Here is a 13,533-nt window from a genome sequence, read left to right on the forward strand (position 1 = left end):
GCTGTGCATCGTGTTTCACGTGAAACGTCGCTCACTGCTCCACGGCATCATCAGTCGGGGCCGCGCCGCGGCCGAACCCCGTGACCGGAAGCCTCGCGGCTCACTCGACAAGGGATCGGAGTTGTCCACAGAGGTGGATTTCTCCACAGAACGCCAGGCCTCACTGGTTCGCGACCCCGAAGACATGGGAGGCTCTGTTCATTGCGAGCTTGAAGTCGAGGAGAGTGAATCCTTGCGGTCCGACGCCAACATCGCGGGACCGATGACCGATCCGGTCCCCGGTCCCCGTACCGAGTCGATGGGGGAGGATGTTTCACGTGAAACACCGCCCCCGATGGACGACACTCCGATCGGTCGTGCGGCCCAACTGGCGGTGGAGGCTCTGGGCCGCGCCGGCGAGGGCCTGCCACGGCCCGAGCAGACCCGTGTCATCGTGGTCGCCAACCAGAAGGGTGGCGTGGGCAAGACGACGACGACCGTCAATCTTGCCGCTTCCCTGGCCTTGCACGGTAGCCGCGTCCTGGTGGTCGACCTCGACCCGCAGGGCAACGCGTCCACTGCCCTGGGGATCGACCATCACGCCGAAGTCCCGTCCATCTACGACGTGTTGGTCGAGAGCCGCCCGCTCGCGGAAGTCGTTCAGCCGGTTCCCGATGTCGAGGGACTCTTCTGTGCTCCCGCCACGATCGATCTCGCCGGTGCGGAGATCGAGCTTGTGTCCCTGGTGGCACGCGAGAGCCGACTGCAGCGAGCGATCCAGGCCTATGAGCAGCCGCTGGACTACGTCCTGATCGACTGCCCGCCCTCCCTCGGCCTGCTGACGGTCAACGCGTTGGTGGCGGGCCAGGAAGTCCTCATCCCGATCCAGTGCGAGTACTACGCGCTGGAGGGACTGGGCCAGCTGCTGCGCAATGTCGACCTGGTGCGGGGACACCTCAATCCCACACTGCATGTGTCGACCATCCTGCTCACCATGTACGACGGCCGGACGCGTCTCGCGTCGCAGGTCGCGGAGGAGGTGCGCACCCACTTCGGCGACGAGGTGCTGCGGACGAGCATTCCCCGCTCGGTCCGTATCTCCGAGGCGCCGAGCTATGGGCAGACGGTGCTGACTTACGATCCTGGATCGAGTGGTGCCCTCTCCTACCTTGAGGCGGCACGAGAGATCGCGCTGAAGGGCCTCGGTGTCAGCTACGACGCCACCCACGCCCATATCGGCGCACAGAACAACCCGAGCATGGAGGGGATTCAGTGAGTGAGCGACGGAGGGGGCTGGGGCGTGGTCTCGGTGCACTGATCCCTGCTGCTCCGACCGAGAAGTCGCCGGCTTCGGCCGCGGTGGGAGGTGGGGCATCCACGTCCCCTGCAGCGGTCCCGCTGCTGGCGTCCGACCGCGGGGTGGCCGCAGCGAAGGTGGCGACGCTGCCGTCTGTTTCACGTGAAACCGAGGAGCCGTCGGCAATCGGCGCTGAGGAGACGCCCGCTCCCCCCTTGGGCGCTCACTTCGCTGAGATTCCCCTCGATGCCATCACACCGAACCCCCGGCAGCCGCGTGAGGTCTTCGACGAGGACGCGCTGCAGGAGCTGATCACCTCCATCAAGGAAGTCGGTCTTCTCCAGCCGGTCGTGGTCCGGCAACTCGGCCCCGCGCGTTACGAGCTCATCATGGGCGAGCGACGCTGGCGTGCCTGCCGTGAGGCGGGCCTGGAGGCGATCCCCGCGATCGTGCGGGCCACGGAGGACGAGAAGCTTCTTCTGGACGCTCTGCTGGAGAACCTCCACCGGGCGCAGCTGAACCCGCTTGAGGAGGCAGCTGCCTATGACCAGCTGCTGAAGGACTTCAACTGCACGCACGACCAGTTGGCGGACCGCATCGGCCGGTCCCGTCCGCAGGTCTCCAACACCCTGCGCCTGTTGAAGCTCTCTCCGGCGGTCCAGCGTCGCGTCGCGGCCGGGGTTCTCTCCGCCGGCCACGCCCGGGCACTGCTGTCCGTAGAGGACTCGGAGGAGCAGGACCGGCTGGCCCATCGGATCGTGGCCGAGGGGCTCTCGGTGCGGGCCGTCGAGGAGATCGTGACCCTCATGGGCTCCCGGCCTCAGACGCCGCAGCGCTCCAAGGGGCCTCGTGCCGGGGGCCGGGTCTCCCCGGCGCTGTCCGACCTCGCCACGCGGCTCTCCGACCGCTTCGAGACACGCGTGAAGGTCGACCTGGGGCAGAAGAAAGGCAAGATCACCGTCGAGTTCGCCTCCATGGAGGACCTCGAGCGCATCCTCGACACGCTTGCCCCCGGTGAGGCCCCCGTCCTCCAGAAGGGCCTTGTGGAAGGCGAGTCCGCGGAAGCGGAAAGCTGACCCGCCCAGCGGCCGGGGTGCTCCCACCCTGCCGACCGCACGAGCGAGCCGTGTCCGGTGAGTACCGGAACACGGCTCGCTCTTTGCTTTCATGCAGTGTCGATGGAATCGCATGGTGGATACGATGCGTTCGGGTATGGCACATCCACCTGGCAGCACCTCGGAGTGGGAGGCGGGGGCCATGCGAACGATGAGCCGGGCCGGTCTGGTGAGTGCGGGACTGGGGGTGGGCGCGGTCGGAGGCTTCGTCGGCAGCCTGCTCAGGGAACGGAGTGCTCTGACAGCCGCTCGTGATGCCGCGGGCGAAGGAAGCGAGGAACAGCCTTCATGGGGCGTCGGCTCGTACCGCTCACGCTGGACAACCTTCAGGACCTTCCCCAGCGCTGCCGCTCGTGCGTCTTCTGGGAGCTGGACCCCGTCAGCGGTGAGGCCGCGGTAAGAGCGGGCACGGCGGCCCTCGAGAAGGAGGCCTGGATCTCCGCCGTCCTTCTGGATTGGGGTTCCTGCGGCAGGGTCGTCTATGTCGACGACGTCCCCGTGGGCTTCGTGCTCTATGCCCCGCCCGCGTATGTGCCTCGCTCGACGGCGTTCCCCACCAGCCCGGTGGCTCCGGACGCGGTGCAGCTGATGACGGGGTTCATCATGCCGGGGTATCAGGGCCAGGGGCTCGGCCGGGTGATGGTGCAGACGGTCGCCAAAGATCTGCTGCGCCGGGGGTTCAAGGCGATCGAGGCATTCGGCGACGCCCGCTGGAAGGAGCCGGCCTGTCTGCTACCCGCCGACCATCTCCTGGCGGTGGGCTTCAAAACGGTGCGGCCGCACCACTCCCACCCTCGGCTGAGACTGGAGCTGCGCACCACACTCTCCTGGAAGGAAGACGTGGAGATGGCGCTCGACCGGCTTCTGGGGGCGGTACAGAAGGAGCCGGCGCTGCGACCGCTGTGAGCGGTGCTGTGGCCACTTGAAGGACTCGGGCCCGCACCCGCTCCGGCAGCACGAACGGGCCAGCCCGGAAGGACTGACCCGTTCGTGTTTCACGTGAAACATCGGCCGCCGCAGCGACGGCTCGCATCGTCACTCAGCGATGAAGTCCTCAAGGTCGCGCACGATCGCGGCCTTCGGCTTGGCGCCGACGATGGTCTTGGCGACCTCGCCGTTCTGGTAGACGTTCAGGGTAGGGATGGACATGACGCCGTACTTGGCGGCCGTACCCGGGTTCTCGTCGATGTTGAGCTTGACGACCTCGATCTTGTCACCGTACTCGCTGGCGATCGCCTCGAGGGACGGAGCGATCTGGCGGCACGGACCGCACCAGGCGGCCCAGAAGTCCACCAGGACGGGCTTGTCGCTCTTGAGGACTTCCTGCTCGAAGGAGTCGTCGGTCACGTTCTTCAGGTCGGCCACGGCGGGCTCCTTTAACTGGTGTGCGGTGGGGGCGGGAGGAGGTCAGACGGCGGTCTTCTCGGGCTCGGCCTGCTCCTCGTCCGCCAGGGCGGCGAGGAAGCGCTCGGCGTCCAGAGCGGCGGAACAGCCGGTACCGGCCGCGGTGATCGCCTGGCGATAGGTGTGGTCGACCACGTCACCGGCGGCGAAGACTCCGGTCAAGTTCGTCCGGGTGGAGGGCGCGGCGACCTTCAGGTAGCCCTCCTCGTCCAGGTCGAGCTGACCCTTGAAGAGCTCGGTGCGCGGGTCGTGGCCGATCGCGATGAACAGGCCGGTCACCGGCAGGTCGGAGAGCTCACCGGTCTTGAGGTTGCGCAGCTTCAGGCCGGCCAGCTTCTGGTCGCCCTGGATCTCGGCGACCTCGCTGTCCCAGACGAACTTGACCTTCGGGTCGGCGAAGGCGCGCTCCTGCATCGCCTTGGAGGCGCGCAGGGTGTCCCGGCGGTGGACGATCGTCACGGACTTGGCGAAGCGGGAGAGGAAGGTGGCCTCCTCCATCGCGGTGTCGCCGCCGCCGATCACGGCGATGTCCTGGTCCTTGAAGAAGAAGCCGTCGCAGGTGGCGCACCACGAGACGCCCCGGCCGGAGAGGGCGTCCTCGTTCGGCAGGCCGAGCTTGCGGTGCTGCGAGCCCGTGGCGACGATGACGGCCTTGGCCTGGTGGACGGTGCCGGCGGTGTCCGTGACGGTCTTGATCTCACCGGAGAGATCGACGGAGACGATGTCGTCCGGAACGAGCTCGGCGCCGAACCGCTCCGCCTGGGCGCGCATGTTGTCCATGAGCTCGGGGCCCATGATGCCGTCCTGGAAGCCGGGGAAGTTCTCCACCTCGGTCGTGTTCATCAGCGCGCCGCCCGCAGTGACGGCACCTTCGAACACCAGCGGCTTCAGCGACGCTCGCGCGGTGTACAGCGCCGCCGTGTAGCCGGCGGGCCCGGAGCCGATGATGATCACGTTACGGACGTCGCTCACGGCTTGATTCCTCGTCTCTGGTCTGCGTCGTTCGACCGGTGGGAGCCTCTCTGAACTCTCACCCCACCCAACGGATCCTAAGGGGCGTGCATTCCCGGTGTGTCCGGGCACACGGAGGGGTCGGCACCGGACGGGATACCACGCAGGACGGAGACGAAGCCTGAGCTGCAGAGGTGCGCTTGCCTGGGCCGTCAGCGACGCGTGTAGGAATCCTTCAATAGGACCTTGGCGGGGCCCACCGACCGGTTCGCCACACAGGTTGCGTCCATGAGGTAGGCGTTGACGCGGGTGCTGTCGGACGGGTTGGGCAGCACGACCAGCAACGCGTCCTTCCCTTCGTAGGTGCCCTGCTCGGTGGCGAGGGCCGCGTCGCTCTGACCGATCCCCTTCTGGACGCAGGGTGGGACCACCGGTACCCGCAAGGTCTTGGTGGGGCTTCCGGGTTCGCTCGCTGTCCCCACAGTGTCCCGGCTCCTGGAATGCGGCGCCTTGGCGAGGAGATCCGTGACCTGCCGCTCCAAGGTGGATGCGGCGAAGGTGTCGACGGCGGGAGACTTCTGCTTGTGCGCCGAGGTGCCGGATCCTTCGTCGTCCGTCAGCGACGACACCACGACGGAGCCGAGCCCCAGTGCGGCGACAGCGAAGACGGTTCCCAGGACGGCGACCTTGCGGCGGCCACTGCGCCTGCGCTCTTTACGGCCCGGACCGGTGGTGGAGCTGCGGGCGCGCCCCATGGGGCGGACCGTTCCTGTCGATGTTTCACGTGAAACATCCGCGGCACGGTCCGGATCGGACTCGGACACCGTGGAGTCCTTCGCAGCGGCCGCCGTGGTCTCTGGTGCCGTGGCATGGAGAAGGGCCTCAGCGGCGAGTGCGGCGTCGATGCGGTGGGCGACGTCGTCCGGCATTCGCGGCGGTCCGGACAGGGTGCCCAGGAGACCGCGGATCTCCTCCAGCGACGCGTGAACGTCCGCGCAGAGCTCGCATCCGTCCAGATGCCGACGTACATCGGCGCTGCGGGAGGGCGGAAGCAGGCCCTCGGTGAGGTCGGAGATCTCCGCGACGTCCGGGTGCCCGGTCATGTCCGTCGTCGATGTCACGCTCGCCCACCTCCGCCCTTCACAGCAGCTGAATCGCCCGTCCCGGCGCCGTCCGGTCCCCGTTTCTGAGGTCCCGCTGCGGGTGGGACGGATGTCCCCAGCGCTTGGTTCCGTCCCGCCACGTTTTGTCTCTCTTCGCCGGTGTTCTCCGGCCGAAGATGGGTGAGCAGGGGCAGTAGCTTGGCTCTGCCCCGGGCACAGCGGCTCTTCACCGTCCCGGTCGGCACGTCGAGCATCCGGGCGGCCTCGGCGACGGGGTAGCCCTGCATGTCCACCAGGACGAGCGCGGCGCGCTGGTCGGCCGGGAGCGTCCCCAGCGCCTCGAGGAGCTGGCGGTGCAGATCGGCGCGCTCCGCGGGGGCCGAGGCCGACTCGTGCGGCTCCAGCAGCTGCTCCAGACGCTCGGTGTCGTCGACCGGTGAGGTCTTGCGGGAGGCCGCCTTCCGGGCCCGGTCCAGGCAGGCGTTCACGGTGATGCGGTGCAGCCACGTCGTGACGGCGGACTGGCCGCGGAAGGTGTGGGCGGCCCGATAGGCGGAGACGAGGGCGTCCTGGACCGCGTCAGCGGCCTCCTCACGGTCTCCCAACGTCCGCAGGGCCACCGCCCACAGCCGGTCGCGGTGACGCCGCACAAGCTCACCGAAGGCGTCGGGATCGCCCTCCACATGACGGGCGAGGAGGTCCTGATCGCTTGCGTCGCCATAGGCGGTGCCTTCTGCCATCGGACCCCCTCCCCCTTCGCTGAGACGTCAGCCCATGAACTTCAGGTCGGTGATGGCCTGCTTGTAGCCGGGGTCGCTGTACTCGTCGCCGGGTGCCTTCGGCAGAGCCGTGAGCCAGACGAGCACGTACTGCGTCTTCACCGGCTTGGTGACCTTCACCGTGGCGGTGGTTCCGGTTGTCGTGATGGTGCCGAGCTTCTGCATCGACGTCAGCGCGCTCGCCGGCGGCGTCAGCGAGTTCGCGGCGTACAGGTTGACGGTTGTGTGATCGCCGCCGTAGTAGAGCCCTATGGTCGCCGCGGAGATCTCCTTGGCCGAACCGAGGTCGTAGACGATCCCCACGCCTGGCTTGTACGGCGCCAGCACGGGGCCGCCTCGGAAGCTCGAGGTCCGCCAGTACGTCGAGCTGTCCCCGTCGTACGTCTTGTCGACATCGTCGGGGTGCTGGGAGTCGCCGCTCACGACGTACTCCTCCGCGCCCTGGATCTTCAGCTGCTGGACCGGCTTCGGCGCGGCGCTGTTCTTGTCGCCCTCGTCGGTCGTCTGCGTCTGGTTGGAGTCCTCGGACTTGTTGCCCTGGTCCATCAGGGCGTCCGCGAGCTGCCAGCTGCCCAGGCCGAGGGCGGTGATGAGCAGGGCGGAGACCGCCCACTTCAGTGCCTTGCCGGTCCGGCTCTGCAGCGGGGGCGGCGGGGCCGGGACGGGCTGGGTGACGCCCGGGTGCGGGGCGGGGCGGCCGTAGGTGCCCTGTTGGTACGTCGTGCGCTGGTACTCCGGGGGAGCGGTGAACGCGGGCTCCGGCGGGCGGATGCGCGGCATCTCGCCGATCGCCTTCACGAGCTCCTCGGGCGTGGTGCACGCGGACTCGTGCCGCGAGGCGGTCGCCCCGTCATTGGCGAGAGCACGCATGGCCAGCTCCGACAGACCCCGGTGGATGCCGGCACGGACCTGGTCGGGAGCGATCAGCCCGATGTCCTTGGGCAGTCCGGACAGACCGTAGGCGTCGCTCTCGTACGGCCAGCGCTGGGTGAGCGCCGCGTACAGCAGGGCGCCGATCGCTTCGGTGTCGGTGCGCTGCGGGGTGTCGGAGCCGATGCCGCGCAGCGCCGCGTTCACGGCGAGGCCGCGGATGCGCCACTGGCCCGTGGAGGTGCGCAGCACGGCGTTGGGATTCAGGCGCAGATGCGCGAGGCCTTCACGGTGGGCTGCGGCCATGGCGGAGGCGATCTGGCTGACCATCTGGTAGGCCTCGTGCGGCTCCAGCGGCCCGGAGGCGAGGAGCGTGGTCAGCTCGGTGGCGTCCGGCAGCCACTCGTGGACGACGTAGACGAGGTCGTTCTCCTCGACGGCGTCCAGGACCTGGACGAACCGAGGATCGCCGAGGAGTGCGGAGGAACGGGCCGCGGCCAGCACCGAACGCGCCCGGGTGTGATCCGCGGGCAGGACATGGACGCCGACGGCGCGACGGAGTTTCTCGTCGACCGCGCGCCAGCTGCTGAAACCGTCCAGACGGGTAACGCAGTCCTCGAGGCGGTAGCGTCTGGCGAGCTTGTGACCGCTGTGCAGTTCCGGCGCCGAGGTCTTTCCGGGACGCTCCGCCCCGCCACTCCCCTGTGCCTCGTCGCTGTCCGTGTCCCGCTCCCGGTTCTTGGCCACCCCGTCGGCCGTGGACTGGTCCGCCTGTGCGGTCAGCGGCTCGTCACCGCTGTTGTCTGCCACGTCGACGGCAGCCGTACTCCGTTCCGCCACCGTCGTCCCTGCCTCCCCATTCGTTGCGCGCCGTCCGACCTCGTGCGCGCCGTCCGACGCCGAAACCAATTGTGCCCACAGTCCGCCGCTATGCACGACACGCGGCGGCCGACGATGGTTGTGCGCCTACCCCCCGCCCTGGGGCCTGTTCAGCGGATCATGCCGCAGACGCGGGGTTGGGCACACACATCTGCGGCGTTGCCGTCGGTTCCCGCGGCTCCGCATCGACGCCTTCCTCCGCCTCGCGACTGCAGGCACCGGACCCCGCTCACCCTCGTTCATCAGGTGCTGCTCCTTTCCTGCGACCTGGTCCGCCGGACAGGCCTAGCGACCCAGGCGTCCGCGCACCATGCCGACGAGCGAGTTGAGCTCCTCGATGCGCATGCGGCGCGCCGCGACGTAGAAGATGCCGAGCAGAACGGCCCCACCGACGAGCAGCGCGGCGAAGGAACCGAGGACGCCCTGGCCGAGGCTGTGGCCGATGCCGTAGCAGGCCGCGCCGCTGAGCAGGGCGGCCGGCACGGCGGCGATGGCCAGCCGTGCGTACGTCCGCAGGACGCGGGACCCGTCGAGGTCGCCACCGAGCCGCTTGCGCAGCCGGTTCCAGGCGACGCCGACGCCGATGGCGTAGGCGAGGCCGTAGGAGGCGGCCATGCCGACCACAGCCCAGCGTGAGGGGAGCACGAAGTAGCACACCGCCGAGGCGCCCGCGTTGACCGCGGCCACGATGACCGTGTTGTAGAAGGGGGTGCGGGTGTCCTCGTAGGCGTAGAAGGCGCGCAGGACGACGTACTGCACGGAGTACGGGATCAGGCCGAGGCCGAAGGCCATCAGCATGAAACCCATGTTGGTGGCTTCGCTGGTGCCGGAGGAACCGAAGATCAGGGTGCACATCGGGATGCCGAGTGCGAGGAATCCGAAGGCGATGGGCACGATCGCGACGGCCGTGGTGCGCAGCCCCTGGGAGATGTCGTCGCGGACCGCGCCGCCGTCGCCCTCGGCCGCCGAGCGGGAGAGGCGGGGCAGCAGGGCGGCCATCAGGGAGACGGTGATGATGGCCTGCGGCAGGCCCCAGATCAGCTGGGCGTTGGCGTACGCGGCGAAGCCGGTGCCGTCGACGGGCGAGTCCTTGCCGGCCGCGGTGGACAGCTGGGAGACGACGATCGCGCCGGCCTGGTTGGCCAGGACGAACAGGAAGGTCCACTTGGCGAGCGTCACGGCCTTGCCGAGGCCGTGGCCCTTCCAGTCGAAGCGCAGCCGCGGCCGGAAGCCGGTCTCGCGCAGGTAGGGAATCATCGCCAGGGCCTGCACGACCAGGCCGAGCAGCACGCCGATGCCGAGGAGTCGCTGGCCCTCCGGCGGGATGGTCGTGACCTTCATGCCGGAGTCGGCGGCGGTGCCGTAGACCCACATGAACATGCCCAGCGTCACGATGATGACGATGTTGTTCAGGACCGGCGTCCACATCATCGCGCCGAACTTGCCGCGCGCGTTGAGGATCTGCCCCATCACGACGTGGATGCCCATGAAGAAGATCGAGGGCAGGAAGTAGCGGAGGAAGGTGATGCCGACCTCGTTGGCCGCCGGGTCGCTGGCCACCGAGTCGGACAGGAGGCGGATCAGGACGGGAGCCGCGGCGATCGAGGCGAACGTGAGCACGCCGAGCGCCACCATGACCAGCGTCAGCAGCCGGTTGGCGTAGGCCTCGCCGCCGTCCTCGTCCTCCTTCATGGCCCGCACCAGCTGCGGCACGAAGACGGAGTTGAGGCCGCCGCCGACGGTGAGGATGTAGATCATCGTCGGCAGCTGGTAGGCGACCTGGAAGGTGTCACCGAGGAGGCCGACGCCGAGCGCCGAGACGATCAGCGCGGAGCGGATGAAGCCGGTGAGGCGCGAGACCATCGTGCCCGCCGCCATCACGGCACTGGACTTCAGCAGGCCGGCGGCCCGCCCGCCCTTCTTCGCGGCGGGCGCGGGGGCCGGTTCGGGGGTGGTGGGCTCGGCGGCCGGCGCCTCGTACTGCGCAGGGGCCTGGTACTGCGGCGTCTGGTAGGGGGACGCGGCTTCCTCGCCGCCCGGTGCCCGGGTCGGTCCCGGCACCGCCGGGTGCTGCGTCGTCGGACGGCCGACGCCCTGCTGCTGGTCCCGGAAGAGGTGTGCGAAGGCGTCGGGCTCGTGCCGCTCCTCGCCGGAGTGCGCGACCAGGTCGTCCACGCCCACGAACTGGGTCGTCCGGGGATCGTCGCCGTACGGCAGGTACTGGGTCGGGCCCTCCGGCTCGGGCGGCGGCGTCTGGGCCCACACCCGCGGGTCCGGGGCGTACGGGGACTGCTGCGGCTGGCCGTACAGCGGCTGCTGCGGCTGGTAGGTGCCTGGGGGCGGCGGGGGGTGCGCGGCACGGTCGTAGAGCGCCTCGGCGACCGGGTCCTGCGCGGTGAGGTCCTGGGACCGGTAGGGGTCCTGGTCGTAGGCGTCCTGGAGGTACATGTCCGCGGGGTGCTGCGGCGGCACCTGGCCGTGCTCGGGCGGCGGGCCCTCGGGATAGCCCGAGCTGCCCGCGGCCTGGCCGCGGTCACCGTCGTACGGCGCGTTCATGGTTACCCCACCTCATCGTCCCGGGCCCACGGCCACGACATCCTCAACGGTCCACTCTCTCACCCGTCCCGGACGGGTCGGCGCTTTCCGCTGCGGTGTCCGGGGTCTCGTCACTCGGCTGCACCGGGTCGTCTGCCCCGGACCGGGCACCGGATTCTTCGGCGAGACGGTCCGTGGAACGCTGGGGGGCCACCGGGGTGTCGGCGGTCTCACCCGCCTCGTCACAGGCGTCCTGCCCGGCCTCGCGGGCCGCGGCACGCTTGCGCTGGGTGTACATGCGGAAACCGGCCAGCACCAGGAGCAGGACACCGCCGCCGATGACCAGCATGACGGTTGCCGTGATCTCGGTGACCTTCACGTCGAACGTGACGGGTGCGCCGTACGCCCGCCCGTCCTCCGTGTACAGCTGGGCGACCACGGTCGTCTGACCGTTGACGTTGGCGGACGTGGTGAACTTCACCGTCGTGCTGTGCCCGCCGGAGACCGCGATGCGCTGCTCGGCGAAGTTGTGGCCGCCGATCTCGAGACGGGTCTCGTTGGTCGAGGTGAGTCGCAGCACCAGGTGGTCGACGCCCTGCACGAGGTTGTTCTGCACGGTCACGGGGATCATGGCACTGCGCCCGGAGAGCTTGGTCTCCGACTTCTGGATCAGTTTGACCTGGGCGGCGAGGGTGTCGATGTGGTCCTGCACGCCCTGGCGGAAGGAGCTCGCCGCAGTGTTCCGGCCCCGCCACGACGTGGACATCTCACGGTTGATCGCCCGCCCGAAGGGGGTCACCACCCGGGATTCGTCGGTGAGGATCACCTTGAAGTTGTCCAGCTTGTCCTGCGTGGTCGCGATCTTCTGGAAGGCCGACCGGGGCAGCTCCCGCTTGGTCAGCGAGGAGGGGTACTCGGACCGCGACGGCACCTTGGTGGTGGCGCCGGGGTCGGGCTTGGCCGTGGCGGCCGCCGTGAGCTGCTGGGTCTGCGACCAGGTGCTGGTCTGGAGGGCGGTGACCGCCTCGGCCATCACCTGGGCCTGGTCGGCGGTCGGCATCCGCTGCGGAGCGACGACGATGCTGCGTTGCCTGCCCGTCTGCAGGTTCAGCGCCAGGCTCTGCGCGAGGAACTCCTGGACGGCGAGCGTGGACGCGGAAGCCTTCGTCAGATCCCCCTGAAACGCCGTCGACAGCCGTGAGTCCGCGACCACCGCCGTGGTGCCACCGCCGATCGGGCGTGGTGCGGAGGGCGTGTACGACAGGTCGCCGGTCTCCTGCAGGCTGTCGCTGCGTGCGATCACCTTGTCGGCTCCGGCGGAGGTGGCGACCTTCACGATCGACGGGTCGACGGCGCCCTCCACCGGCCAGGCGAAGTCGGTGTTCGGGGTGACATGGAGCACCGTCTCCACCGTGGTGGCGGCGACGTCGGTGGCCGCCTTGAGCTGGCTGAGCGAGCCGGTGACACCGGTGCCGTTGTGGGCGAGGGAGGCCAGGTCGGGATCGGCGAAGGGCAGGGCGACGACCTCCTTGCCCTGGACCGCCTGCTGCAGCTCGGCGAGCCACTGCTTGGCGACCGCCTGATGCGTTCCGGCCGTGGTGGTGCCGCCGTCGCCCCGGACGTCGTAGCGGCCGGCCATGGCATCTACGGACGCCAGCAGGTCCGGGTCGATCACCCAGGTGACGTCGAGTGCGTCGCCGAGGCTCACCAACTGGTCGAGGCGGCCGCCGGGGGAGATCTCCTCGGCGAGGTCGTCATTGAGGAAGACAGGCGTCTGCTGCTCGTTGGAACCGGTCTCGGCCGTCATGTGGACGGTGGAGACCAGGGGCCACAGCACGGTCGTCTTCGTCGCGGTGTCCGCCTCCTCGGGCTGCCACGGCAGGAACGTCCGCTGGATGCCCAGCACCTGCTCCCACGGCTTGGCGGCGGTCTCGCCCGAGAGGGAGACACCCACGGGGTAGACCCCGCCGTCCCCGAGGTCGAGCTCGGCGACCGGTACGGAGATGCTGAACTGCTGGGCGACGCCCGGCGTGAGCTTGGCGAACTTGGCGACGTACTTGCCGCCCACCGCGTCGCCCACGGAGCCGGAGAGATCGTCGGCCCGCTTGGCCACGCCGTCGATCGCCGAGCGGGTCGTCAGCTCCGCGCCCACCCGTAGATCCACGCGCGCGTCGGTGACCGCCTGCTTGCCGTTGTTGGTGACCGTGCCGGACACGGTCAGCGTGTCGCCGTCGGTCGGAGCACTGGGGCTGAGCGAGTCGACCGCGACGGCCACCGTGCCCGCGCCGGAGGCCTCCCTGGCGGAGGCCTGGCCGACGGCTTGCGCCGAGGAGGTGGGCAGCTGGAGCAGACCGGCCAGCAGAGGCGCTCCCGCGAGCAGTGCTCCGGTGCGCCGCAGCCACCGGCGGGCAGGTGAGGGAGTCATCCCCGGGGTGTCTGCCGCCTCGGCCACGCGTTCGTCCGTCCCTCGTCGTCGTCAGTGGTCGTCGGAATGTGCGTCCACGCATGGTAACGATGCGCGCTGAGGGTAAGTGCCGCGGACTGCTCCACAAGATCGGGGGAGCTGCCGGGCCGTCCTCTATGTGTACCTGTGAAGGGGAGCGTTCGCGTACGTCACGAGC

General features: G+C 69.4%; 10 protein-coding genes. 3 read left to right on the forward strand and 7 right to left on the reverse strand.

The features are described 5' to 3' along the window. Positions 1-184 precede the first annotated feature (184 nt). The 3 genes from ACPT94_RS14020 to ACPT94_RS14030 all read left to right on the forward strand — a co-directional run bounded on the left by ACPT94_RS14020 (position 185) and on the right by ACPT94_RS14030 (position 3,297). Entirely contained in the window at positions 185-1,255 is a 1,071-nt protein-coding gene (locus tag ACPT94_RS14020; RefSeq protein ID WP_360347404.1) for a ParA family protein, read from the forward strand. Continuing rightward, positions 1,252-2,352: a ParB/RepB/Spo0J family partition protein gene (locus ACPT94_RS14025; protein WP_360347328.1), complete on the forward strand. Its 1,101-nt coding sequence runs from the start codon at positions 1,252-1,254 to the stop codon at positions 2,350-2,352. The genes ACPT94_RS14020 and ACPT94_RS14025 overlap by 4 nt, the downstream gene beginning before the upstream one ends. Positions 2,353-2,679: 327 nt before the next feature. Beyond that, a complete protein-coding gene (locus ACPT94_RS14030; protein ID WP_360347330.1) occupies positions 2,680-3,297 on the forward strand; it encodes a GNAT family N-acetyltransferase in 618 nt (205 codons plus the stop codon). 129 nt (positions 3,298-3,426) lie between these two features. Here ACPT94_RS14030 and trxA read toward each other — a convergent pair whose 3' ends face one another. The 7 genes from trxA to ACPT94_RS14065 all read right to left on the reverse strand — a co-directional run bounded on the left by trxA (position 3,427) and on the right by ACPT94_RS14065 (position 13,364). Next, positions 3,427-3,756 carry a thioredoxin gene (gene trxA, locus ACPT94_RS14035; protein ID WP_360347332.1) on the reverse strand — a complete coding sequence of 110 codons (330 nt, stop codon included), beginning with the start codon at positions 3,754-3,756 and terminating at the stop codon, positions 3,427-3,429. A 42-nt stretch (positions 3,757-3,798) separates the two neighbouring features. Continuing rightward, the gene (gene trxB, locus ACPT94_RS14040; RefSeq protein ID WP_360347334.1) at positions 3,799-4,767 is read right to left on the reverse strand and encodes a thioredoxin-disulfide reductase; all 969 of its coding nucleotides are present in this window, start codon (positions 4,765-4,767) and stop codon (positions 3,799-3,801) included. 191 nt (positions 4,768-4,958) lie between these two features. Further along, positions 4,959-5,867: an anti-sigma factor family protein gene (locus ACPT94_RS14045; RefSeq protein WP_425245946.1), complete on the reverse strand. Its 909-nt coding sequence runs from the start codon at positions 5,865-5,867 to the stop codon at positions 4,959-4,961. Next, positions 5,864-6,589 (reverse strand): RNA polymerase sigma factor SigM, encoded by a 726-nt coding sequence (sigM, locus tag ACPT94_RS14050; protein WP_425245947.1) that lies wholly within the window; start codon positions 6,587-6,589, stop codon positions 5,864-5,866. The genes ACPT94_RS14045 and sigM overlap by 4 nt, the downstream gene beginning before the upstream one ends. A gap of 27 nt (positions 6,590-6,616) precedes the next feature. Further along, entirely contained in the window at positions 6,617-8,338 is a 1,722-nt protein-coding gene (locus tag ACPT94_RS14055) for a protein kinase family protein (RefSeq protein WP_425245948.1), read from the reverse strand. A gap of 324 nt (positions 8,339-8,662) precedes the next feature. After that, positions 8,663-10,933 (reverse strand): murein biosynthesis integral membrane protein MurJ, encoded by a 2,271-nt coding sequence (gene murJ / locus ACPT94_RS14060; protein WP_425245949.1) that lies wholly within the window; start codon positions 10,931-10,933, stop codon positions 8,663-8,665. Positions 10,934-10,976: 43 nt separating this feature from the next. After that, entirely contained in the window at positions 10,977-13,364 is a 2,388-nt protein-coding gene (locus ACPT94_RS14065; protein WP_360347344.1) for a DUF6049 family protein, read from the reverse strand. Between the last annotated feature and the right edge of the window lie 169 nt (positions 13,365-13,533).

The organism is Streptomyces aurantiaciflavus (genome assembly GCF_049808595.1).
GTDB lineage: Bacteria > Actinomycetota > Actinomycetes > Streptomycetales > Streptomycetaceae > Streptomyces.

Coding starts and splice junctions, on each gene's coding strand:
- ACPT94_RS14020 (WP_360347404.1), top strand. CDS start 185: ATGGGAGGCTCTGTTCATTGCGAGCTTGAAGTCGAGGAGAGTGAATCC.
- ACPT94_RS14030 (WP_360347330.1), top strand. CDS start 2,680: ATGGGGCGTCGGCTCGTACCGCTCACGCTGGACAACCTTCAGGACCTT.
- sigM (WP_425245947.1), bottom strand. CDS start 6,589: ATGGCAGAAGGCACCGCCTATGGCGACGCAAGCGATCAGGACCTCCTC.
- murJ (WP_425245949.1), bottom strand. CDS start 10,933: ATGAACGCGCCGTACGACGGTGACCGCGGCCAGGCCGCGGGCAGCTCG.